Source organism: Cupriavidus sp. a3 (assembly GCF_051015765.1).
In the GTDB taxonomy this organism is placed as follows: Bacteria; Pseudomonadota; Gammaproteobacteria; order Burkholderiales; family Burkholderiaceae; genus Cupriavidus; species Cupriavidus oxalaticus_A.
Genome location: NZ_CP170644.1, coordinates 2,406,639 through 2,429,568, shown reverse-complemented (window position 1 = coordinate 2,429,568; position 22,930 = coordinate 2,406,639). Strand labels below are relative to the sequence as shown.

General features: G+C 65.7%; 19 protein-coding genes. 13 read left to right on the top strand and 6 right to left on the bottom strand.

The features are described 5' to 3' along the window. Nucleotides 1-58 precede the first annotated feature (58 nt). The 11 genes from ACAD63_RS32850 to ACAD63_RS32800 all read left to right on the top strand — a co-directional run bounded on the left by ACAD63_RS32850 (nt 59) and on the right by ACAD63_RS32800 (nt 13,725). A complete protein-coding gene (locus tag ACAD63_RS32850) occupies nt 59-898 on the top strand; it encodes a response regulator transcription factor (RefSeq protein WP_434034334.1) in 840 nt (279 codons plus the stop codon). A 324-nt stretch (nt 899-1,222) separates the two neighbouring features. Beyond that, a complete protein-coding gene (locus ACAD63_RS32845) occupies nt 1,223-1,687 on the top strand; it encodes a response regulator transcription factor (protein ID WP_133097191.1) in 465 nt (154 codons plus the stop codon). Nucleotides 1,688-1,846: 159 nt separating this feature from the next. Beyond that, nucleotides 1,847-2,125 carry a hypothetical protein gene (locus ACAD63_RS32840; protein WP_135703355.1) on the top strand — a complete coding sequence of 93 codons (279 nt, stop codon included), beginning with the start codon at nt 1,847-1,849 and terminating at the stop codon, nt 2,123-2,125. Between the two features lie 687 nt (nt 2,126-2,812). Beyond that, entirely contained in the window at nt 2,813-3,796 is a 984-nt protein-coding gene (locus ACAD63_RS32835) for a DUF1839 family protein (RefSeq protein WP_368671143.1), read from the top strand. Next, nucleotides 3,793-4,584 (top strand): hypothetical protein, encoded by a 792-nt coding sequence (locus ACAD63_RS32830; RefSeq protein WP_434034333.1) that lies wholly within the window; start codon nt 3,793-3,795, stop codon nt 4,582-4,584. Before ACAD63_RS32835 ends, ACAD63_RS32830 begins: the two co-directional genes overlap by 4 nt. Before the next feature lie 296 nt (nt 4,585-4,880). After that, nucleotides 4,881-5,603, top strand: a complete 723-nt coding sequence (locus ACAD63_RS32825) for a Crp/Fnr family transcriptional regulator (protein WP_133097171.1) — start codon at nt 4,881-4,883, stop codon at nt 5,601-5,603. Between the two features lie 179 nt (nt 5,604-5,782). Next, on the top strand, nt 5,783-8,122 hold the full coding sequence (locus tag ACAD63_RS32820; protein ID WP_255519752.1) for a polysaccharide biosynthesis tyrosine autokinase: 2,340 nt from the start codon (nt 5,783-5,785) through the stop codon (nt 8,120-8,122). A 410-nt stretch (nt 8,123-8,532) separates the two neighbouring features. Next, the gene (locus tag ACAD63_RS32815; RefSeq protein WP_029045129.1) at nt 8,533-8,784 is read left to right on the top strand and encodes an acyl carrier protein; all 252 of its coding nucleotides are present in this window, start codon (nt 8,533-8,535) and stop codon (nt 8,782-8,784) included. Continuing rightward, complete coding sequence (locus ACAD63_RS32810) at nt 8,781-9,980, top strand: acyl-CoA dehydrogenase family protein (RefSeq protein WP_195428023.1); 1,200 nt, start codon at nt 8,781-8,783, stop codon at nt 9,978-9,980. The genes ACAD63_RS32815 and ACAD63_RS32810 overlap by 4 nt, the downstream gene beginning before the upstream one ends. 10 nt (nt 9,981-9,990) lie before the next feature. Then, nucleotides 9,991-10,995: an amino acid--[acyl-carrier-protein] ligase gene (locus ACAD63_RS32805; RefSeq protein WP_195428024.1), complete on the top strand. Its 1,005-nt coding sequence runs from the start codon at nt 9,991-9,993 to the stop codon at nt 10,993-10,995. Between the two features lie 138 nt (nt 10,996-11,133). Continuing rightward, a complete protein-coding gene (locus ACAD63_RS32800) occupies nt 11,134-13,725 on the top strand; it encodes a glycosyl hydrolase 2 galactose-binding domain-containing protein (RefSeq protein ID WP_434034332.1) in 2,592 nt (863 codons plus the stop codon). Between the two features lie 25 nt (nt 13,726-13,750). On the opposite strand, the gene ACAD63_RS32795 is transcribed toward ACAD63_RS32800, so the two are convergent. After that, the gene (locus ACAD63_RS32795) at nt 13,751-14,773 is read right to left on the bottom strand and encodes a DUF1839 family protein (protein WP_371704794.1); all 1,023 of its coding nucleotides are present in this window, start codon (nt 14,771-14,773) and stop codon (nt 13,751-13,753) included. Nucleotides 14,774-15,117: 344 nt separating this feature from the next. On the opposite strand from ACAD63_RS32795, the gene ACAD63_RS32790 reads away from it, so the two are divergent. Both ACAD63_RS32790 and ACAD63_RS32785 read left to right on the top strand, forming a co-directional pair. Further along, nucleotides 15,118-15,738 carry a sugar transferase gene (locus ACAD63_RS32790; protein WP_434034331.1) on the top strand — a complete coding sequence of 207 codons (621 nt, stop codon included), beginning with the start codon at nt 15,118-15,120 and terminating at the stop codon, nt 15,736-15,738. A gap of 69 nt (nt 15,739-15,807) precedes the next feature. Further along, nucleotides 15,808-16,509 carry a phosphatase PAP2 family protein gene (locus tag ACAD63_RS32785; protein ID WP_135703363.1) on the top strand — a complete coding sequence of 234 codons (702 nt, stop codon included), beginning with the start codon at nt 15,808-15,810 and terminating at the stop codon, nt 16,507-16,509. A 29-nt stretch (nt 16,510-16,538) separates the two neighbouring features. Here ACAD63_RS32785 and ACAD63_RS32780 read toward each other — a convergent pair whose 3' ends face one another. The 5 genes from ACAD63_RS32780 to ACAD63_RS32760 all read right to left on the bottom strand — a co-directional run bounded on the left by ACAD63_RS32780 (nt 16,539) and on the right by ACAD63_RS32760 (nt 22,839). Next, nucleotides 16,539-17,207, bottom strand: coding sequence for an acetyltransferase (locus ACAD63_RS32780; RefSeq protein WP_133097164.1), 669 nt, complete (start codon nt 17,205-17,207; stop codon nt 16,539-16,541). A gap of 86 nt (nt 17,208-17,293) precedes the next feature. After that, a complete protein-coding gene (locus ACAD63_RS32775; RefSeq protein WP_135703365.1) occupies nt 17,294-19,516 on the bottom strand; it encodes a polysaccharide biosynthesis tyrosine autokinase in 2,223 nt (740 codons plus the stop codon). Next, nucleotides 19,513-19,977, bottom strand: coding sequence for a low molecular weight protein-tyrosine-phosphatase (locus ACAD63_RS32770; RefSeq protein WP_135703366.1), 465 nt, complete (start codon nt 19,975-19,977; stop codon nt 19,513-19,515). The genes ACAD63_RS32775 and ACAD63_RS32770 overlap by 4 nt, the downstream gene beginning before the upstream one ends. 13 nt (nt 19,978-19,990) lie before the next feature. Next, complete coding sequence (locus ACAD63_RS32765; RefSeq protein WP_195428072.1) at nt 19,991-21,142, bottom strand: polysaccharide biosynthesis/export family protein; 1,152 nt, start codon at nt 21,140-21,142, stop codon at nt 19,991-19,993. A gap of 284 nt (nt 21,143-21,426) precedes the next feature. Further along, nucleotides 21,427-22,839, bottom strand: coding sequence for a glycosyltransferase family 4 protein (locus tag ACAD63_RS32760; RefSeq protein ID WP_434034330.1), 1,413 nt, complete (start codon nt 22,837-22,839; stop codon nt 21,427-21,429). Nucleotides 22,840-22,930 lie beyond the last annotated feature (91 nt).

Below are 22,930 nucleotides of genomic sequence, written 5' to 3'. Positions count from 1 at the left end.
CAGCAAGAACGGGTTTGTCGCAGGACCTGGGCTTGCCGCAATAAGAAGGAGAGCGGCCATGGCCAGCATCCTCTTGATCGAACACCATCCACTGCTGCGCCTGGGTCTTCGCCACCTTCTGGCCCAAGCGCATCTCCCGGGCGACCTGATCGATATCGATCCGCTCGCCCCGATCGACCCCGATCTCTGGCTGGTAGACGCCGACTTGCTGGTGTACGGGCTACCGCTCGACGCCGCGGCAGGCTGGGCCCAGCTCGACGACCTGTGCGAGCGCCTGCGGCCCCGGCGCGTGCTGCTGCTGACCGAGCGGCCCGCCGCGGCACTTTCACGGCCGACGCTGCCGGAGTCCATACGTGGCTGCCTGCACAAGGCCGCCAGCGCCGAAGCGCTCGACGCCGCGGTGCGGCTGGTGCTGGCCGGTGGGGAGTGCTTCCCGTCGCTGCTGCTGTCCGAGCCAGCCAGCGGACGCAGCGACGATGCCGGCACGCTGGCCATGTCCGCACAGTCCGAACAGTCTGCACCGGCCGCGCCATCCATGCCGTCCGGTCACGCCGGCGCCCCGGTGGTGGTGCCGCTGCATGCGTTGCGCGGCGAAACACCGGCCACGCCGCCTGCGTATACGAGCGAAACGCCGTCGAGCGGCGCGCATCTGCTCAACATCACCGAACGGCAGTATGAGGTACTGGCCCTGCTCGCGCGCGGCTATCCGATCAAGACCGTCAGCCGGATGCTCAATATCTCCGTCGCCACGGCCAAGACGCATGCCTGCACGCTGTACCAGCGGCTCCATGTACGCAACAAGGGCGAAGCTGTCTACGTGGCGCTGCAGCGTGGCGCCACGCTGGACTGGGCCGGCCCGCCGGCGGTGCGGCCGCTCGGCGCGTGCCGGGCCGCCTGAAGCCCCCCTGCATGACCGTTCTGGGGTGCATCGGTTGCAGCCATGCCGGCGCCGGTCGGATCCGGTGCCGCGGCCATCCCCGCAGGTCATCCATTTGACGTGGCGGCCTCCGCCAAAAGCATGAGGCGGTGCGGGGGAGCGCTTGCTACGTTGACAGGGAGGCGTTCGCCGCCGCCTGCCGCGCGCCATGCGTCAGGCGCCCAACGGCAGGGCGCGCACCGCCGCGAGGCCCGCCATGTTCGCCACGGCGGGCCATCCGGCCACTTGACCTTCTGACCCCGGGCCCATCCCGCCGCACCGGCCGTGGCCTCCATTGCCGATTCGATGCCGACCTACCTGATCGCCAGCAACGAAATGATGTGCCGCACCCTGGTGCGGCGCCTGGAAGCGCTGGGCCTGCCGCGCCCGATCCGGTGGCGCGCGCCGCATTGGCTGCAGGATGGTGCTGCCGGCCGGCAGCGTCATCCCGATGCGGACGAGCCCGGCAGCGACCCGGCCGATGTCGCGCTGATCGATTGCAGCGGGCTGGACGGCGACCCGCGCAAGCTGCTCGAACAGATGCAGGCCCGGCTCGCGCCGCGCCGCTGGCTGGTGTTGTCGGACCGGCTGGACGCGACGCTGATCGTCCACGCCGCGCTGCTGGGCGCGAGCGGTTGCCTGGCGGTGCCGGCGCCTGCCGAGCTCGTCTGTGCCGCGACCGCGCTGGTGTGGGCTGGCGGCCAGTGCTTCCCGCGCATGGCCCTTTCGCTGATGCAGGCCACGCCCTGCGACAGCGTTGGCGCCGCCTGAATCTGCCCGTCCCTCTCTTGCTTCCCTCCTTCGGCCACCACAGGATTACAGCCTGCGGATGAGGGCGTTCTGTGCGCGCAAGCACTATGCTTGAGATGCCCGGCGTCCGAGCAGCCCCATTCCAAGAGGGCTTGCCGCGCCGGGATGCTAGGGGGTCGTATGGAAGGCGGGATGGAATACCTGGTCGTGCATGGCTTCGCCGTGCGCGAGGGCCGGGGCAAGTGGGCTTGCTGCTTCGAGATCCGGCTGGCTGGTGCGGGCGAGCAGCCGCTGTTGTATCGCGGAGAACTGCATGGTCGCCGCTACGATTGCGAGCATGCCGCAGCGCAGGCCGCGCGTGAAGCAGGACAGCGTGAAGCGGTGTTGCGGGTGGAAAGCCTGCGCGCACTGATCCTGGCGCAGCATCGCCTGCGCCTGCCGGCAGCTACGCTGCCCTGAGCCAGGGCGCCGCGGCGCCCTGCTGTGTTCCGCGTGCCTCGCCAGCGCCAGCGCGAGGCGCGACCACTGCTGCCATTGTCCTGCAGCAGTGCTGCCTGCCACCAGTCCCGCTCGCCAGCCATTGCCGTGCACCCACAGGGCATGCACATGCCTGCTGGCGTCGCCGCGCTGCCGAACCCTGTCGCGCGCGCCGTGCCATGCCACAAAAAAAGAAGCCCGCCGACCGGGGGACCATGCGGGCTTTGAAGGCGTGCAGGCAATACTGCCCGCCCACACGTCCTCTTGACGATATCCAATCGGCACGCACGCCTCTATCAACCAGAAGCAGCATGCGCGTCACGCATGCGGCTGAATGCCACTAAACCGGCTCAACCGGAACTCAACCTCTGCGGCGAACGGTACAGACGCGCTTGCCATCGGCATGCGCGTCCTTGCGCCACGCAATGACGGCCGAACCTGTGGGCCCGTGCAAGGTTTGTGCGCCGTCCAACAGACTGTCCTGAACCGCGCGCGCCAAGATCGCCATCAAGACCGATGGCGCAAGCATTTGGCTCGGGGCAGGGAGAAGGCGGGCATGACAGCAGACAGTCAGTGCACGGCAGCCGGAACGCGAGCGCGAGGGCGCGCATCCGGCGCGGGCCACGCACACCCGCGATTGGATCGGCATGGCAGGCGCGGAGGTCTCTAGTGTACGGCGACACCAAGATGCGTGGACGTGGCGGGCCTGGGTTGCGTGGCGGCAATCCGGTGTGGTCGCACGTCAACTGCCATGTCGACCTGTGGATCGAGTTGCTGCACGGACTTGAACTGCCACCGGTCGCCGCGCTGCCGTGCGCAGTGCGCCAGGATTTCGAGGCCGATCATTTCACGCAGTGCCGCTTTCCGGTGGCGGACCTGGAGCGGCTCTACGGGCTGACCGCCCATGCGCTGACGCTGTACGACTCGCTCGAGTCGCACGTGGCGGCGCAGACCGCGCGCGGCCATCTCGTCGTGATCGAACTCGACAGCGGCCAGCTGCCGCCGCCGCCCGGCGCGGGCTACCAGCGCCACCGCACGCCGACCTGCATCGCCGTCGACGTGCTGATCCCCCAGGCGGGCGCCGTCGGCTATTACCACACCGACGGCTACCACACCGCCAGCGGCGAGGACTACGCCGCGATCTTCCGGCTGGCACCGGGAGCGCGCAGCGCCGAGTCGCTGCCCTTCGTGCATGCCGAGGTAGTGCGCCGCGATGGCCGGCTGCGCGGGCGCGAGTCGTTGCTCGACGCTTCGCTGGCGCTGCTGCGCACGCACCTCGGCAACCGTCCGCAGCAGAATCCCGTGACACAGTTCCGTGCCGTGTTTCCCGCCCACCTGGAGCGGCTGATGGCGCGCGGCGAGCCGGGCTTCCACCACTACGCCTCGGGCGTGCTGCGCCAGCTCGGCGCCAACTTCGAGCTGCTGGCGCGCTACCTGCGCTGGCTGGTGATGCAGGGACAGGAGGTCCCGGAGAAGGCGGCCGAAGCGTGCTACACGATGGCGTCGGAAGCGATGGTGATGCAGTTCCGGCTGATGCGCGCCGTGATCAGCCGCAAGCCGGATCGCTGCGAAGACTGCCTGGACCAGCTCGAGGCCTCTTACCAGGCCAGCGTGCCGGCGCTGGCCCGGCATTTCGGCGAGTATGCGCCATGACCGCCGCTGCCGAGGCCACGGGCCGGCGAGCCGCCGCCCTCATTCCGGCCGCCGTTCCGTCCGTCGACGTCACACCCCTCACCGCCTTCACCGACGTTGCGGGGCGCGCGCCTTGCGGCCCGTGGCGATGGCTGCAGACGCTGCCCGGCGCGGCACCGTCGCCCGCGGTGCTCGACGATGGCGCGTGCTGGCTGCCGGCGCCGGTGCCCGGTTCGGTTGCGATGGCCATGCAGGCGGCGGGCCGCTTGTGCGAAGGCGCGCCGGTGCCGCTGCACTGCCACGACTACTGGTACCGGCTGCGTTTTGCCGGACACGGACCGCGGCTGCTGCGGCTGCGCGGCCTGGTTCGCGGCACCGAAGCGTGGGTCAACGGGCGCCAGGTGATTGCCGTGGATGATGCGATCGGGCATGGCACTGAACTGCACGAGTTGCACGCACCGCATCAGTTGTACGAGGCCGCGATCGAACTGTCGGGCATGAACACGATCCACCTGTGCTTCCGCGCGCCGCGCGTGCTGCATCCCGCCGCGGCGGCAGTGCGTGGCTGGCGCTGCACGGTGGTGGCCGCCGCCGGCCACCTGGCCGGTTTTCTTCCGCGCGCCTTGCCGTTGGATGAGGTCGGGCCATGCCAGCCCGTCGAATTGCTTGCGCCCATCACGCTCTTTACGCCATTTGCGCCCCTTCCGGCACCGCTCGTTTCCGCCGGCCGCCCCGCGCTTCCACCCGTCTCCGACTTTTGCAGGAGGGCCCGGCACCTGCCGGCGCCGCTGCAGCGCGCTGCACGCTGATTGCGCCGTGGCCGGGCATCCGCTCGGCTTTCCGGCCAACCTCCCGATGGATGAGCGCTTCCCAACCATTCGCCTACTGTCGCAGCGCCTCGCCATGACGCTAAATAGAGTCACTGGCTTGCAGTCAGCGCCGCAGCAGGGTCAACGGCGCAGCCAGGCAGTCGGAAACCAGTCATGCCGGTCCATGCCGGCGCTGAACGGGGACCGGCAAGGCTGAAGCCCGTTTTCCCGAGTGGCGTTCGCCGAGCCGGCTGGACGTTGTTCCCGAAAACGGGTTTGGACAGGGGGTACGAAAAATGATTACGCATCGGTCGGAACTGCATGTCAATCACCTGCTCAGCGCGTTGCCGCGTGGCGAGTGGGAAGCGCTGGCCCAGCATTTCGAGCTGGTCCGGCTGCGCGCCGGGGAGTTGCTCACCGATTCCGGCCAGCGCATCGTCCACGTCTACTTTCCAACCACGGCAGTGGTTTCGCTGCTGTCGCTGCTCGAAGACGGCGCGACCGTCGAGATCGCCGCGGTCGGCCATGAAGGGCTGGTCGGGATCCCGGTGGTCACCGGCGGCGACACCATGCCCAGCCGCGTCGAAGTGCGCAGCCCCGGCCTGGCCTACCGCATTCCCGCACGCATGCTGCGCGCCGAGCTGCCGCGCCTGCCCACGCTGCAGCGCGTGACGCTGCTGTACGTGCAGGCGATGCTGACGCAGATCGCACAGACCGCCGCGTGCAACCGCCACCACTCGCTGAACAAGCAGCTGTGCCGCTGGCTGCTGCTGGCGATCGACCGGCTCAGTTCCAACGAGCTGGTGATCACGCAGCAGGTCATCGCCAACATGCTCGGCGTGCGCCGCGAAGGCGTGACCGAGGCCGCGGGCAAGCTGGAGGACCTGGGACTGATCCACCACAGCCGCGGCCATATCACGGTACTGGACCGCTGCGGCCTGGAGAAGCATTCATGCGAATGCTACAAGCTGGTCAAGCGCGAATATGACCGGCTGCTGCCCGCGCTGGCCAGCGCCTGAACGGCGCTGCCAGCTGCCCCTGGCGGCGTGAGGTGGCCACGCGCGGCGCAGGACGCCGCGCTGATCCCATTTGAGGAGCGGTACCCGTGAGCAGACTGTCATATGCCAGTGCACCGGCGGAAGGTGCGGCCCCCCGGCGCGAAGCCCAGCCCGCCAGCACGCGCCAGGCGCGCGCGCTGATGGACCATATGGGCTGGATCGTCGCCGCGGGCGTTGTCGGCGCCGGCGTCGGCGCGCTGGTGGCGCTGTCCGAGCCGCCGCAATACCGTGCGCAGGCGCTGGTGCAGGTGGAGGGCCGCGACGGCGGCGTGCGCAGCGTGGCGCAGACGCAGGGCGCCGCCGGCTTCGACGCGGGGCTGCTCAAGAGCCGCGCCGTGGTCGGGCCCGTGGTGGAGCGGCTGCGCCTGGATATCACCGCGCAGCCGCTGCGCGCGCCGCTGGTGGGCGCGCTGGTCGACCGCTTTTCCACGCCCGGCCACGTGCGCGGCACCTGGCCCGCAAGCCAGGGCTATGCCTGGGGCGGCGAACGCCTGGTGGTCGACACCATGACCGTGCCCGAGGACCTGGTGGACCAGCCACTGGTGTTCGAGACGCGCCGCGACGGCGCCTACCGCCTTTTCGACCATGACGTGCTGCTGCTCGAGGGCCGTGTCGGGGAGACCGCCAGCGGCAACGGCATCACGCTGCGCGTGGACCGCATCGAGGCCGCGCCCGGCACGCGCTTCGCACTGACGCGGCATGACCTCGCGCGCACCGCCGAGGCCGTGCGCAAGGGCCTCCAGGTCGAGAGCGAAGGCGCGCAGATGTCCGCGAGTCAGGGCAGCGCACCGGCGCAGCCGGGCGGCACGGTGCGCGTGGGCTGGCAGTATGCGGACCGCCAGCTTGCTGCCGAGCTGGTCAACGGCGTCACGCGCGCCTATATCGACGGACAGACCACCAAGCGCCGCGAGGACGCCGCCGGCACGCTGGCCTTCCTGTCGAACGAATTGCCGCGCGTGCAGGCCGAGCTGACCCGTGCGGAAGAGGCGCTGACGCGCTACCGCGCGCGTACCGGCTCGATGGCGCCCAGCCGCGATGCGCAATCGTTCCTGAACAACAGCATGGAGTACCAGCGCCAGATCGCCGCGCTGCGGCTGGAGCGCACACGGCTGCTGCAGCGCTTCACCACCGAGGCCAATGAAGTGCGCATGGTCGACAGCCAGATTCAGCAGATGACGCGCGAGCGCGCCGAGATCGATGCGCGCATGCAAAGCCTGTCGGCCTCCGAGCGCGAATCGGTGGCGCTGACGCGCGACGTCAAGGTGGCCGAGGACATGTACATGGCCCTGCGCACCAAGGTCGAGCAGCTGTCGCTGATGCTGTCCGACAGCTCCAGCCAGCTGCGCGTAATCGACGCCGCGATCGCGCCGGTGACGCCGGTGGGGATCGGCACGTGGCCGTTCGCTTCCGTGGGCGCGCTGCTCGGGCTGTGCCTGGGCGTGGCCGGCATCAACCTGCGCCAGCGCCTGCGCCCGTCGGTGGCCAGCGCGGCTGATGCCGAAGAGCGGCTTGGCATGGCGATGCTCGGCGACATCGCCTTCAGCAACGAGCAGGCCGATCTGGAGCGCCAGATCGAAACCAAGCGCAGCCTGGGCATTGCCGCGGGCTTCACGCTGCCGACCGAGGCGCGCCTGGGCTGGCCCGAGCCGGGCACCGAGGTGATCGATGCCGTGACCGCGGCCGCGCCGGAGGACAAGCGCGCGCGCGCCGAACGCCTGCTGCGCCAGGGCCTGCACGACCAGTACCTGCTGGCGCGGCGCGCGCCGCATTCGCTGGCGGTGGAGGGATTGCGTACCTTGCGTGCGGCGCTGCACTTCGCGCTGCGCGATGCGCCCAATTGCCTGGTGGCGATCACCAGCCCGGCCAGCGGCGCGGGCAAGACCTTTACCGCGGTCAACCTCGCGGTGCTGTTTGCCGAGGCCGGCCAGCGCGTGCTGCTGATCGACGCGGACCTGCGCCGCGGGCGCGTGGCGGACTGGTTCGACCAGCCGGTAGAGCCGGGCCTGGCCGAAGTGCTGGCCGGGCGCGCCGCGATCGCCGACGCGGTCAGGCCGAGCGTGGTCAGCGGCCTGTTCCTGCTCAACCGCGGCGCGGCGCCGGCGAATCCGTCCGAGTTGCTGATGCTGCCGGCGCTGGCGGAAACGCTGCGCCTGTGCGCGGGCCGCTTCGACCTGGTGCTGGTCGATACTCCGCCGGTGCTGGCGGTGGCGGATGCCACGCTGGTGTCCAACCTGGCAGGCTCCACGCTGGTGGTGGTGCGCGCTGACGTAACCGCGGCGGGCCAGGTTGACGACGCCCTCAAGCGCCTCGCGCATGCCAACGCGCGGCTGGCGGGCGGGATCCTGAACGGGGTCATGCCACGGCGCAGCAACAGGTCGGACTTCAATACCATCAATCCCTATCTGGGCATGCCCTTGCCCAAGGCGGAAGCGAAGCGCCCGGCATTGACCAGGCAAGTCAATGGAGCGGAGAAAGCCTGAAGCTGGAGCTCAGGGTCGCGGGACGTGCCAGTTTCTGCGCGACATACGCACGAGCGCATGCAGCAACGCCGGCAAAGCGTTACGCAGAAACGGGTACGTCCGCATCGCGTGACGGCCCTCGGTCGGTGCCGCCTCCGCGCGGAGCTGCTCCATTGGTAGCGCTATGGCAAGAAGATCCTGACAGGGTCTTCGCCCCGAGGCCTGGATGTCCCTTCGTGCTTTCCCGCGCAAAGACCACGCATTGCCCTCGCAACTGCAGCCGGGCTTCTCCGCCCGGAGCTCGCCGTGCCCGGGCAGCCTTGCAGGCGTGCCGGCACCGCAGCCCATTGGTACGGAAGCGTACCGATTCGAGCCCGAAGTTCAGGCTAAATGGCTCAACACCATGCTTCCCCAAAATCTGGAGTCCCAGCATGAGAGCAGCCATACGTACCATCCTCTCGGAAGTGGCTCGTCTGAACGTGCCAGTTGAATCGTTGGACGACCACGCCGATCTGTATGAAGCAGGACTGTCGTCGCTGGCGACCGTGCACGTCATGATCGCGATCGAGAACGCTTTCGGCATCGAAATCCCCGATCGCATGCTGACCCGCCAGCTGTTTCGCAGCATCGGCGCACTGGCGACGGCAGCCGAGCAACTCAAGAATGAGCAGGAGGCGGCATGAGCCCCGCGCTTGCCAGCGTTGAGCTGGCACCTCCGCGCGCCGAGATTGCCGATGCCGCGCACTGGCTGGCGGCGGCCAGGCTGGTCGCCGCAGAAGCAGCACGGCATGCAGACCAGGTCGACCGGGACGCAAGCTTTCCCTGTCAGGCCTTCACGGTATTGCGCGAGCACAAACTGCTGGGTGCCATGGTGCCGACTGACCTTGGCGGTGGTGGCGCGCCGCTCGAGACGATCGCGGCGGTTTGCCGCGTGCTCGGCGCCGCCTGCGCTTCGACGGGCATGATATACGCGATGCACCAGATCCAGGTGGCATGCCTGGTCAACCATGCCGGCAACAGTGCATGGCACGCGCAACTGTTGCAACGGCTTGGCGGCGAACAGTTGCTGCTCGCATCGGCCACCTCCGAAGAGGCTATTGGCGGTGCGTTGCGCAACAGCGGATGCGCGGTCAACGTCGACAACGGCAACCTCCATTTGCTGAAGATGGCGCCAACCATCTCCTATGGCGCCCACGCTGACGGAATTCTCGTGACGGCACGTCGACACCCCGATGCCGCGCCCACGGACCAGGTCATGGTGAGCGTTCTGAAGCCGGACTACACGCTGGACAACCTCTCCGCATGGGACACCCTGGGCATGCGGGGCACGTGCAGCAACGGCTTCCGGCTCGAAGCGCGCGGCCATACCGATCAGATCCTGCCGGTGCCGTTCGGCGAGATTGCGGACGTTACGATGACCCCCGTGTCGCATATCCTGTGGTCTGCCGTGTGGACAGGCATCGCGGCGGACGCGGTCCAGCGTGCCAAGGCACTGTTCCAGGGCCAGGCCCGTGCCCGACCCGGCACGCTGCCGCCATCGGCAACGCGCGTGGCTGAGGCCGTAGCCATCATCCAGATGCTCGATGGCCGCCTGGAGCTGGCGCTCAGCCACCAGCGCCAGCGGCAGGCAAGGCAGGGCGTGTCGGCGATGTTCAGCCTGGCGGCGGAAATGAATGGTCTCAAGACCAGCGTGTCGGTGCTGGCGCTCGAGGCAGTCCAGATCGCGATGCTGGTGTGCGGCATGGCGGGCTACAAGCATGGCACGCCGTTCAGCCTGGGACGCCACCTTCGGGATCTGTGGTCGGCGCCCCTGATGATCAACAACGATCGCATCCTGACCAACACCGCCAATCTGCTGCTGGCGGACCGGACTGCCTGAGGATCCGAGCATGGACGACACCAGCAACACTTGCACGCCCGACGAGAACGCATCACCTGTTGCGGGTGATCATTTTTTCCACGCCGTACCGGTGCGGGATCCGGACCTCGGCCGTCGTGCCTACCGGCAGGCGCTCATCGATGCCCGCGTGCTCTTTCCGACCAAGGTCGATGGCATTTATGGTCGCAGCGCGCTGTTCGAAGGCATTGCCGATGGATTGAACCTCGCCATCGGCAAGCTCGGAGCCGACCAGCATGCGGAAGTGATGCGATTTCCTCCCGCGATGCCGCGCGAGGATTTCGAAGCGAGCGAATACCTCAAGAGTTTTCCGCAACTGGCGGGGACGGTGCATTGCTTCTGTGGCGGCGAACGGGAACATCACCGTCTGCTCGCCCGTGTGGAACACGGTGAGGACTGGGCGGAGCAGCAGCGACCGACCGAAGTGGTGCTGGCACCCGCCGCGTGCTATCCGGTCTACCCGGTAGTGGCCGACCGCGGGCCGATGCCCCGTGGCGGCCTCGTGGTCGACGTGCTGACGTATTGCTTCCGCCATGAGCCCTCCATCGACCCCGCACGCATGCAGATGTTCCGCCAGCGCGAGTACGTGCGGCTCGGGACAGCCGAGCAGATTGTCGAATTCCGCCAGACATGGATGGAGCGTGGCCAGAAGCTGGCCAGCATGCTCGGGTTGCCGCACGAGGTGGATATTGCAAACGATCCGTTCTTCGGTCGTGGCGGCAAGATCGTCGCGGACAGTCAGCGTGAACTCAAACTGAAGTTTGAGCTGCTGGTGCCGATCAACGATGGCGCGCCCCCGACCGCTTGCATGAGTTTCAACTATCACATGGATCATTTCGCCCATGCGTGGCCGCTGCGCACCGATGACGGGGCGCTGGCCCATACCGGCTGCGTGGGCTTCGGCATCGAGCGCCTGACGCTGGCTTTACTGCGCCATCACGGCTTCGAACTGGCGCGCTGGCCGCAACGCGTGCGCGATGTGCTCGGAGGCATCTAGTCCAACGCCGCGAGCATTCGATCGGAACCGCGCAGAGTGTTGCCGGCTGATGCCGCTGGAGCCAATCTGCGAGGCAGTCGGCTGTGATCCGCCAGGCTGGCATCCCGGCCCTGCCGGGTTACGCGATGAAGGCAGTCCATGATGTCCCAAGGTTACCCGGACACAAACACCTCGATGCCTGATCCGGAGTCATTCCCTGACATCCGATCGGGCATCCCCATTGGCAACGCCGTGCTCGGTGGCGAGTGGACGTGGATACAGACGGACGCCGGTGCAGCCGACAGTCCGGCGGGCCTGGATGGCACGGCGGGCTGGCTGCCGGCCCCGGTTCCTGGCACGGTGGCCAGCGCGCTGCGCGCCGCCGGCCGCTGGGACGACTCCGCGCCGCCGCCACTGCACCTGCATGACCATTGGTATCGTGTGCGCTTTGCCGGGCGGGGCAGGCACGTGCTGCGCTTTAACGGACTCGCCACAGTGGCCGAAGCCTGGCTCAACGGAAAACTCGTGCTGGGTGTTCAGCATATGTTCGCCGCGCACGAGGTCGAGGTCGACCTGGACGGAGACAACCTGCTGTATCTCTGTTTTCGGGCGCTGCATCCATGGTTGCGCAAGCGGCATGGCGCAGTGCGCTGGAAGCCCAGAATGATCGTGCCCCCCACCTTGCGTACGGTCCGCACGACCCTGCTTGGCCATATGCCGGGCTGGTGCCCGCCGGTGCATGCGGTGGGGCCCTGGCGTTCCGTAGAGTTGCTCGATCCGGCAAGCGACGACATTCTTCACGGCGTGCGCGCTGACATGTCGGCGCAAATGCCGGAAGGACACGGCGTCGTCTCGCTGCGGCTGCATTTCCCGGGGGCAGCGCCGGCTTCGGGGTCGTTCGAGGCAACAGACGGTGAGGGTTGCCGCCATCCCGGCACACTCTCGCGCATTGACAGGCACACCCTTGCGGGCACGCTACGGGTCGAACAACCGAAGCTATGGTGGCCTCATACGCACGGCGAGCCACACCTCTACCGTGTCGATGCAACCGTCGACGGGCGCGCCATCGAATGCGGCCGGGCCGGTTTTCGCACGGTATCGCTCGACGGTGCGAGCGCATCGGCTTCGTCCGGGCCTTCGCGGTTGTCTGAGCCGTTTGCACTGTGCATCAATGGCGAGCGGCTGTTTTGCCGCGGGGCCTGCATTTCCAGCATCGATTTGCCTGGCCTCGCAGACACTGATGAAGCCTCCCGGTACTGGCTGACGCTTGCGCGCAACGGCGGCATGAACATGGTGCGCATCAGCGGTGTCACGTGCTATCCGGGTGAAGCCTTCTATCGGGTTTGCGACGAACTGGGCTTGCTGGTCTGGCAGGATTTCATGTTCGCCAACTTCGACTATGGCAGCATCGGACCCGGCGTTGGCCTTACCGATGACTTCCAGCGCGAAGTCACCGGGTGGCTGACATCGACCCGGGCGCATCCAAGCGTTGCGGTGCTTTGCGGCGGTAGCGAGGCGGAGCAGCAGGCGGCAATGCTGGGTACCTCGCGTGGCGAATGGAAGCAACCGCTGTTCGAGGAGTTGATCCCGGGCCTGGTTGCCGCGCATCGTCCGGACGTGGTCTATGTCAGCAATTCGCCAACCGGAGGGGCCTGGCCGTTCCAGCCGGACAGCGGTGTCTGCCACTATTACGGCGTGGGGGCCTACGAACGTCCGTTGACGGATGCGCGGCTGGCACAGGTCCGCTTCGCCTCCGAATGCCTGGCCTTTGCCAATGTTCCCGGTGATCGAACGCTGACAGAGCACGGACTGTTGCTGCCGCTGTATTCCCCGCGCTGGAAAGCCACGGTGCCGCGCGACGCGGGTGCACCGTGGGATTTCGAAGATGTCCGCGATCACTATTTGCGCGCCTTGTACGATGTGGATCCGCCGCGCTTGCGGTATGAGCAGCCCCAACGCTATCTGATGCTGTCGCGGGCGGTGACGGCGGAGGTGATGACCGAAGTCTTCAGCGAATGGCGACGGGTGGGATCGGGTTGTTCCGGCGGCCTGATCTGGCAGCTGCAAGACCTGACGCCTGGCGCAGGCTGGGGTATTGTCGATGCGTGCGGGCGCCCCAAGTCGGCATGGCATGCGCTACGCCAGGTCTGGCAACCAGTGCAGGTGCTGATTACTGATGAGGGGCTCAATGGACTGCACCTGCACGTGCTGAACGAAATGCCGCAGCCACGCTCTCTGCTGCTGGTCCTTCGCTGCCTGCGTGATGGCGCGATGGTGGTGGCTGAAGCCCGGCACAGCCTGCGGCTGCCGGCGCGCGGGTCGGAGCGTATCGAGGCGTCCGCACTGCTCGATCGCTTCTTTGACTTCACGTATGCCTATCGCTTCGGCCCGCCGACGCATGACGTGGTACTGGCGACGTTGCTTGCCGGCGACAGCGGCGAGCCACTGAGCCAGGCGGTGTACCTGCCCGACCGCCGTGCCACCGCGCTCAAGGCGCCTGGGTTGCGGGCGCAGCTAGAGCAGGTTGGCGACGAGTGGTGGCTGACGGTGTCAGCGGAGCGCTTCGCGCGCTGGGTGCACATCGAGGACGTTGCCTACCAGGCTTCGGAGAACTGGTTCCACCTTGCACCGGGAAGCAGCCGGCGAGTTCGACTCGTGCACGAGCGCAAGGGCGCGGCGCAAGCTGTTACCGTTCCCTCAGGCGAAATCTACGCTGTGAATGCTGACCATCCGCTTGGCTATGATGGTTAGCGACGCCTGCCGGTCGCGTGCTGGCTCAGCCGAAAGCCGATAGCAGTCCTGCCATGGCCTTGTCATGGCAGGACTCCAGGCTATCCAGGCAGTCCGCGCAGAGGTCGGCGCGCCGGCGTGCCACTGCCCGCGCCAGTCGGAACTGCAATACCTTGCTCTCGGTTGCGATGGCGCGTGCGTCGTCTGCGACGGCCAGGGGCGTCTCGTGCCCATGCTCGCTTAGCCAGTACAGCCAGTGATGCAGCATCTCGAAGTTGGCGCCCAGCTGGCGCGGGAAGTTGAAGGTGTACAGGTGAAAATAGGATTCGTCCCTCGCCAGCAGGGCGTCCATATGCTTGCCGAACACCTGTCGCCAGCGACCTACCGGATTGCCTGCGGGGCGCCTGGCGAGGTGGTATCGCATCAGTGCCACCGAAGCATCGACCAACGCGGACGATTCGAGCGGAGGCCGCACGCGTTTTGCATATTCAGCATAGGGGAACAGGATGTTTGCGTTGCCTGCGAGCTCGGGCAAGAGCCGCATCAGGCCGCGATAGTCCTCGCCCTGCGCGTTGTGGTAGCCCAGGCTGTGGTAGTACCAGACACGCTCGGCCTGGTTGTCGATACGGTTGATCGCTATCGTGGTCTTGACGTGCTCGCGCCGGTAGGCGGTGGCATGCGTGTCGGGCAGGTAAAAGCTGTCGACTTCGACCAGTGCGGTATGACCGCGTTCGACCTGCGCCGTGACGTGTGCCTGCAGCGTGTCATAAACGGCCATTTCCTGCACGCTGATCCCATACAGCGTTTCCAGATCCATCTGCGGGTACTTGAAGAAGGTGAAGTGATCGCCTTCAAAGTCTTGTGCAACGGTGAACGCGAGTCCTGCGCGCGGTTCGAGCCCCCAGCCATGCAGCAATTCCACCCACAGGTCGATATAGCAATTGGTTTCCTGCCAGATGGCTTCGGAACCATGCAGAGCGTGGGGATGCGCGGTCGCCGGCAGGGCGGTTCTCAGCCCGCCTCCACCTTCGCCGCTTGCTGTCGAGACTTTCATGTCGGTCCTCTGCACCTTTCATTGTGCTGGCTTGCGTACGGACTTCCGATTCTGGCGTGACGGCACCTGCCATTCGGTGCGCTCTCAAACAGACTTGAAGAACTGGTGAGGCAAGCCGAGGAAAATGGGTCGCGGGAGTGCTCGCTGGCGCCGTGGCAGAGCCGGCGGCTGAAGTGTGAGATAGCCAACGGTGCAAAGGGGCGCCGCGGGGCATAGTCACTGCAGGCAATCCTCCGCATTGAGTGCCCGTGGATGGATCGTTGCCATGGGCAAAGCAACCGAACCAAGAGCATGAAGCCTGTCAGCGGCGCTCCCCTTGCGCCATGCCCAAATGAGTGCGGTTTCTCGGAGCCATTGTGATGAAGCGCATCTTTGATGTTGTCCTGGCCTTGCTGGGCATGCTGCTGCTTGCCATTCCGCTTCTGCTCCTGGTTTGCGTAGTGCGCGTGCGTCTGGGCAACCCGGTTTTCTTCCGGCAAATCCGGCCGGGGCTTCATGGCGAACCATTCCACATTCTCAAGTTTCGTACCATGACGGATGCTCGCGGACCGGACGGCGAACTGCTGCCTGATCCGGAGCGGCTGACCAGACTTGGGGCGTTTCTTCGCTCCACCAGCCTCGATGAGCTGCCGGAGCTCTGGAATGTACTCAAGGGTGACATGAGCCTGGTTGGGCCACGGCCGCTATTGATGGAATACCTGCCACGCTACTCTCCAGAGCAGATGCGCCGCCACATGGTCCGTCCCGGCATTACCGGACTCGCACAGATCAGTGGACGCAACGCGATCAGCTGGGAAGAAAAATTCCGGCTGGACGTCTGGTATGTGGATCACGTTTCGGTGTGGCTGGACATCGTGATCTTGTGGAAGACCGTCATCAAGGTAGTAGCGCGCGAGGGGATCAGTGCCGCGGGAGAATTCTCCGCCCCTCGCTTCATGGGAAGCAAACGGAGCGCCTCGGATGCCGATATCGCGCGATGAACTGGAAACGGGTGGCGACATACGCCGGGGCGCACGGGTAAGCGACCATTCGACAACTTGAGGCTCCTGATGCAGCTATCCTGGATGCTCATTGTCCATAGTGGCGGCGCGTCACTGGCGGTCCCCCTGGCGGGCCTTGTTGCGCTCCGTCTGGCCTACCTGGGATTGTGGGAGCGCGCGTGTTACTGGCTCATGTCGCTGGTGGGCGGTGCAGCCGTCATTCTTGCAGGGAAGCTGGCGTTCGAATTCAATGGGTGGTCAATGCCATCGGTGAACGTGTACAGCGTAAGCGGGCACGCCATGCTCACTGCATCGGTCTACCCGATGCTGGGCGCGATACTGGGATCGGCATGGGGCAAGCGAACGGCCAGGATCGGCCTGTCTGCCGGTGTACTCGTGGCCGTACTGGTGGCGATTGCCCTGATCGTCGGACACTATCACACGCTTGCTGAAACCCTGATCGGTATGACTGTCGGATTTGCCGTGGCGTGGATCAACTTGCATCCATTTCGTCAGCCCGCTCGTCAGCGTGCGCGCCCCGGTCGGACGCCGATGCTTGCGAGGCTGGCGCTTTGCGGGTTCCTGTTCGTCTTTGTGCTGGCAGCGACACGTCCCGTCAAGGGTCGATTGTGGTCACATGGAATGGATTGGTTCGGCGTCACCGAGCGCTATTCCAGGTACATCGATACCGATCCGGTCTCCGGCCAGATCGTGGTGACGGTCGTGAAATGCCGGGTGCCGTCGTACCGCGTATGTTCTGAAACCTTTTGAGCTGGGCCCCGAGCTGTTCGAGCTGTTCATCACTGATCGCGAATCAGGCGTGAGGTCATCTGGAAACTGCCGGTAGTGATGAACTGCCGGTCCTTGGCGCTGGTCGAAACGCAGGTGTGAGAATCGACAACGCATTCCGCGCCGATGCTGACGCCCGGAAAGAGCGTCGCGCGTGTCCCCAGGAAGCACCGCGGTCCGATGGCGGCGTTGCCGTTGAGGACCGCATGAGGAGAAAGCACGGAGCACGCACCCACCCGGGCACCGTGCCCAATTCCGCTGGAGACATTGGCCACCACGCCGTCCTCCACCACCGCGCCCCGGCTGATGACCGCAAACGGAAAAATCAACGAGCCGACGCCCAGGTGGGAGGAGGGCGAGACGAGGGCCGTACCGTGGACATAGATCGGAACCTCGATCCCGCTATGCAGGAGCCATGACAGCACCTCTTGCCGTGCCAGGGTGGCACCGATCGCTACCAGCACTGCCTGGCGCGGCGTTGGCCGGTACTGACGAATCGACCCCAGATGTGGCAGGTCTATGCCCTCCGGAACCTTGTCTGGCGTGTCATCGATGAAGCCCGCTACCGTCGGTCCGCCGCACAGCGCTTCTGCCTGCAGATAGTCATAGAGTTCCAGCCCAAGTCCGCCTGCGCCGGCGATGACCACGGACGAGACGGCATCCGCATGAACGAGTGGCATGACTTGTTTGCCCTCAGCGAAGCAGAGTTCGAGTTCAGCGGCCGACGGCTGGACGGAAACTACACCAGCCGCCGCCGTCGCCCTGGCTAAGCCCGCTTGGTCTGTCCATTGCCGTAATCGGCGAGATAGCGATACTTGCCAAAGTAGCTATGGGACCGGTACCAGCGACCCTCGATCAGAAGCCCGTTGAACAGCACGCCCTTGACATCGGCGCCAGCCTGCCGGATCGCGCGTTGCGCCGCAACCAGTTCGCCGGTCGTGGTCTTCTCGGCGCGCGCCACCAGGAACACGGCGCCAGCCTTGCCTGCCAGGATGCCCGCGTCGGCAGCCACAAGCACTGGCGGCGTATCGATCAGCACCAGGTCATAGCGCGCTTTGAGCTGCTCAAGCACGGAGTCCATGGCGGGGCTCAGCAGCAGATCTGTCGCGTGTGGTGGTTGCGAGCCGGTCGGTATGAAGTCCAGGCCGGGCACCACTTGCCGCTGCAATACCTGCTCCAGCGGCGCGCCCATCAGCAGTTCCGTCAAGCCAGGGCCGCGCTTGACATCAAAGGAACTCTGCAGGCTACCGCGGCGCAGGTCGGCATCAATGAGCACCACGCGGCTTCCGGTCGCGGCAATTGCGGCAAAGTTAGTACAGACAAAGGATTTGCCGACGCCCGGGGCAGGCCCGGTGATCACTACCGTCGGGCTGTTGCTCCCGGCCATGGCGAAACGCAATGCGGTACGGAAGCTGCGCAGACTCTCCACCGTGGGATCGTCCGGTTGCTGGAGTGCCAGAAGGCCGGCGCCGGGTGACAACTGTGACTGTTGTTTGCTGAAGGGGATGGTCGAGTAGACAGTCATCCCTGTCTGCCGCTCGATCTCGTCCGGGTCTGCCACGCCGCCCTCGAGCGTATGGCGCACGAAGACCACCAGCAGACCAGCAACCAAGCCCAGCGCGAGCGATAGCCCGGCAATCAGCGCGCGGTCCGGCCGGACCGGCTTGAGCGGTACCTCCGCCGGGTCGACAATCCGCGCCGTTCCTACCTTGCTCGCCTTGATCAGCTTTAACTGCTGGACCTCGTTCAGCAGGGACTGCAGCAGCTCGGTGCTGACCTTGACGTCGCGCATCAGCCGCAACACGTTCTGCTCCACGTCCGGCAGCTTCTGGATCCGCCCGGACACTCCGTTCAGCTGGGCGGTCAGGCCGGAGATCTGGCTGTCGACGAGTGCGACGGCCGGATGAGTTGAAGTAAAGCGCGCAGCCAGTTCCTGGCGCTTTTGCTGCAACTCCTGCAGCTTGGTCTGAATCTGCACCGACTGACCCAGGATCAGCTTGGACTCCTCGCCGAGGTCGATCGTGCCGCGTTGATTGCGCATCGCGTTATATCGGGTCTCGGCCGTGTCGACCTGCTGCCTGAGCAGCGGCACCTGCTGCTCGAGAAATGCGAGGGACTTTTCGGCTTCGGCGGCTTTGCGGCGGATGTTCTGTTCAACATAGGCATTGCCGACTTCGTTGAGGATAGCCGCCGTCATGTCTGGCGAGGCACCTTCCAGAGCCACGCCGATCACGCCGCTATCCTTGCCGCGTTCGCTGATCGTCAGCTTCTCCTGCAAGCGCGCGATGCCAGCAGCGCGCGCCAGGCGACGCAGCACGAACTGGGTACCGGGACGCCCGTCCAACTGGCTTACCAGCATGGTGACCGCGCCGTTGGCAGTGGTGATCGTCAATGGCGATCCCACTTTGCCGGTAGCCTCGACATCGTCGCTGGCAAACCGCACCCTGTACTCGTTGTCACCCAGCGCGGTCAGCAGGATCTTGCGCTCCTCCATCGACGCAGGAACGTCGAGTTGGGACACGGCAATCGATTCATGGCCCCACGCAAAGCCACCCCATCCAAACAGCCCAGGGTGCGACCGTTCAGGATTGAAGCTGGCGATTACCGGGCCAATCACGGGGAAATAGCGCGGTGCGGCTTCGATATACAGGTGCAGGTTGTCGACAGCCTTTCCGACCACCATCCGCGAGCGCAGGAGTTCAATCTCCGCGGAAGCGGCGGGTTTGGCATCGGGTCCCGGTGAGATGGAGGCTATGAGCTTGCTGACGTGGCTACCACCCGAGTCCTCCACTTGCACCGTCATGTTCGTGCGGTAGACGGGCTTGGCCAGGAGGGCATAGGTAAGGCCGACCACGAGGACCACGCCGACGACGGACAGGAAGGTCTTTCGATAGCGGGCCAGCAAATCGAGATAGGCGGTAAAGTCCACGGCCGATTGATGCTCGTCCCCGCCAGCGGGAGCTTGATCCCCGGTACTGACCGTTCTCATGATACCTCTCCTTGAGCATCAGTTGGTGCAACCTCTGCCAGCCGTGCAGACCATGAAGCAATGCCCTGCTTGATCAGTTCCAGAACGATATAAAACATGCTTGGCGAGCATCCGTACGGATCCGGCACATCCGTGGACGTGGATTCGCAAATCCGGTGGGTCTTCCCGCGTGCCAGCGGGAAAACCCGTTCAAGCTCGTCGCGTTGCTCGCTGTCCATCACGAGGATCAGGTCCGCAGCTGCCACAAGTGCGTCGTTCACAGCGCGGGCGCGGTGACTGGCAATATCGAGGCCCTCGCGCGCAAGCAGCCTGACAGCGCTTGGGTCCGCGGGTGCGCCGACCGGCGGAGCGAGTCCGGCCGAAGCTACCTCGCATGCGGGCAGAAGTTGGCTCAGCAGGCAGGCCGCCATGGGGCTGCGACAGACGTTGCCGATGCAAATCACCAGGATCGAGCGAGTCATGTTTCGCATCCCGCTATTTGATTGCCGTGGCAGTACTGAACACAGGCTGCGTGCTCGGCAACAACTGGTTGATCACACGGCTCCAGCGGACCACCTCACGTGCGTCCACATAGACCACATCTTTCGGTTCCAGCTCGAAGCCCTCGGCGATAGCCAGCGCCGCCGGAGAGTTGCTGTTCAGATGGAAGATGTTGGGTTCGCCATCGGCCGCCTTGCGGATGACGTAGATCTGTTCCGCATTGGCCGAACTCGGATTGACACCGCCGGCATCGCCAAGTGCTTCGTTCAGTGTCATCCGTCCATTGCGCATGAGCAGGGAGGCCGGGCGCACCACTTCGCCGGTGACGAAGATCTTGTTGTCCTCGCGCTGTTCCACGCGGACGATGTCGCCCGAGCGCAGCAGAATGCGGGACGGATCAATACCCCTGGCAAGCAGCGCAGGAATGTTGACATACCAGCTACGCTCGCCGCGGGTAACGCGGATGCGGCTGTTGTCACCGGTCAGATTCAGCACGCCGCCGGCGCGATTGAGCGCTTCCACCAGCGTCATGGGCGCGTCATCGATGGCCTGCATGCCAGGCGTCTTGACTTCTCCGTCAACATAGACACGCTGGCTACGAAAGCCGAGCACCCGCACCGTCATCTGGGGGTTCCTGACCACTCGCGACAGAACCCGCGCCATCTGGTCGCGAACCTCGTTTGCTGTCTTCCCACCCACCTTCATGACGCCGGCGTAGGGGAATTGGATATCGCCCTGTGCGCTGACCACATAACCCGGCACGTTGGCGCCGCCGCTGGACTGCGGGATTTCGAAGGCGGCGCCGATGCTGTAGGTCTGCGTGGGAAACACCAGTTCCGGATGGTCCCACACCACGACCGAGATGATGTCGCCAGGGCCGATCTGATAAGGCCGCGGTGTGGCGAACAGTTCTTCGACCCGCTCATTGTCTGTACGAACCTTGCTGCGTTGGGCTTTCACCAGATCGAGGGTGATCGGTGTCACCTTGGGTACGACATCGGGACCGATTGCGCTCACCACTGCATTGGTGCCGAAGTACATGCCCGGCGAAGCAGAGCAGGCTGCAAGCAGGCCGGTGGCGACAAGTATCGACAGACTGGAAGCGATGTTGTGGCGATGGGTAGCCAGGATGATTCGGGAATGCATGCGCCAATTGACTGGTCTCACGGCGGTCTCCTTACTGATGGCAGCGGACAACGCATCGCATCTGCCATGCCCTGATGCTTTGCATCGTAGGAGGGGCAGCTCCATGCTTCGGTGCGTTGTCGCACGTTGAATGTTCGGACGTGAAAGCTGTACTGCCGCGAGCGCCAGCCTTCGCCCAGTGGGCCCCTCCGTTCGCTGCATCTCGCTTCCTGCAGTAAAGGTGCAAAGGCCAGCACTGGTCTTCCAGCCCGTGTGCAATGCACGGAGCCTCGATATCGACCAGGTCAGGACACCGGGTTGGCCTGAGGTCTGCATGCTTCGTCCAGCACACCAGCCAGGCGCTGCGCCAGCAGCTGGAAGCTGTGGTTGCGCTCGACATATTCGCGGCCGGCGCGCCCCATACGCAGGCGAGCCTCGAGCGGCGCTGCGGCGATGCTGATGATGGCGTCGGCAAGCGCCTCCGGCTGCTCCGCGGCCACTGTCAATCCCGCCGTCGAGTCGGCCACCGGATTATTGGAGGCATTGGAGGCAATGACGATGGGCCGGCCCGCAGCCAGGTAGTCAAACAGCTTGTTCATGCTGATGCCGTACCGGTACAACTGTGGCAGGTCGCGCACGGCGATGACAAAGGCATCGGCCTCCATTGCCACAGCCGGAATGCGGGTCTTCGGTACGGGGGGCTCAAAGATGACATTGCACAAGCCGAGTTGCTGCGCCTGCGCCATCAGCGCAGGCTTGAGGCCGCCATCTCCAACCATGCGCAGGATGATGTGCCGCCCCTCTGGCCGCTGCTGCACAAGCTTCATTGCCTGCAGCACATTGTCCAGGCCGTTGGCTTGCCCGTGGGCGCCGAAATACATCAGCGTAAAACGCTCGGACGGCGCGACGGTGCGTGCAGGCGTGGGCGGCGGGAACAGCGACAGGTCCACGCCGTTGGGTATCCAGGTTATGCGCTCTTTCGGGATGCCCAGCGGCGCGATGTACTCCCACGCGTGCGGCAGCAGCACGACGATGCGAGTGGCACGCCGATACAGCCAAAGCTCGAGCTTGCGCAGCGCCCAGGTAAGGAAATCCCCTTCGCGCAGGCGACCCATGTCCACGAGCGTCTGCGGCCACAGGTCACGCACCTCGAACACGAACGGGACCTTGAAGCGGTGCGCCAGCAAGGCGCCCGCCGCCGCGGCGAAGGGGTGTACGCTGGAGCCGATCACCACGTCGGGACGCGGCAGGCCACGCGTGGTCCGCCGCCGCAAGGCGCGCCAGCTGTAGGCCAGCATGTTGAGGATGCGGCCAGCGCCATTGCCTTCGTATGTGGGCGTACGTACCCAGAGGAAAGACACATCGCGAATACTGTCAAGGCGCGACAACCTGCCCGCCTCCAGATGCCGTTCCCTTGCGCCGACCGTGTTGGCCGCGATAACGGTTGCCTGCCAGCCGGACGACCTCAGGTGCTCTGCCAGGTGGAAGTGTCTCGTACCGCCGGGGCTGCTGCCGGGTTCCAGGGCATAGTGATTGAGAATCCAGACGTGCTTCATGGAGGGACCGGATCGTTGGATGCTGGCGCACATGTCATTGGCGGGCTTCGCCCGGTTGGCCGACCCGGCCCGCAGGGTGGGCCACCAGGGCAGACGCGGGCCTGACAATAGCTGATCCTGCCGCGACCGCATGTGGACGCGCAGGGCCATGGTCAGGGCCATGGTCAGGGCCGGATGAGTACTTTCCCATCCGCCCGAATACATCTAATCAGAGTCCGACGCCCCGTGAAAGCGCATAGCGTGGCCCAGACCA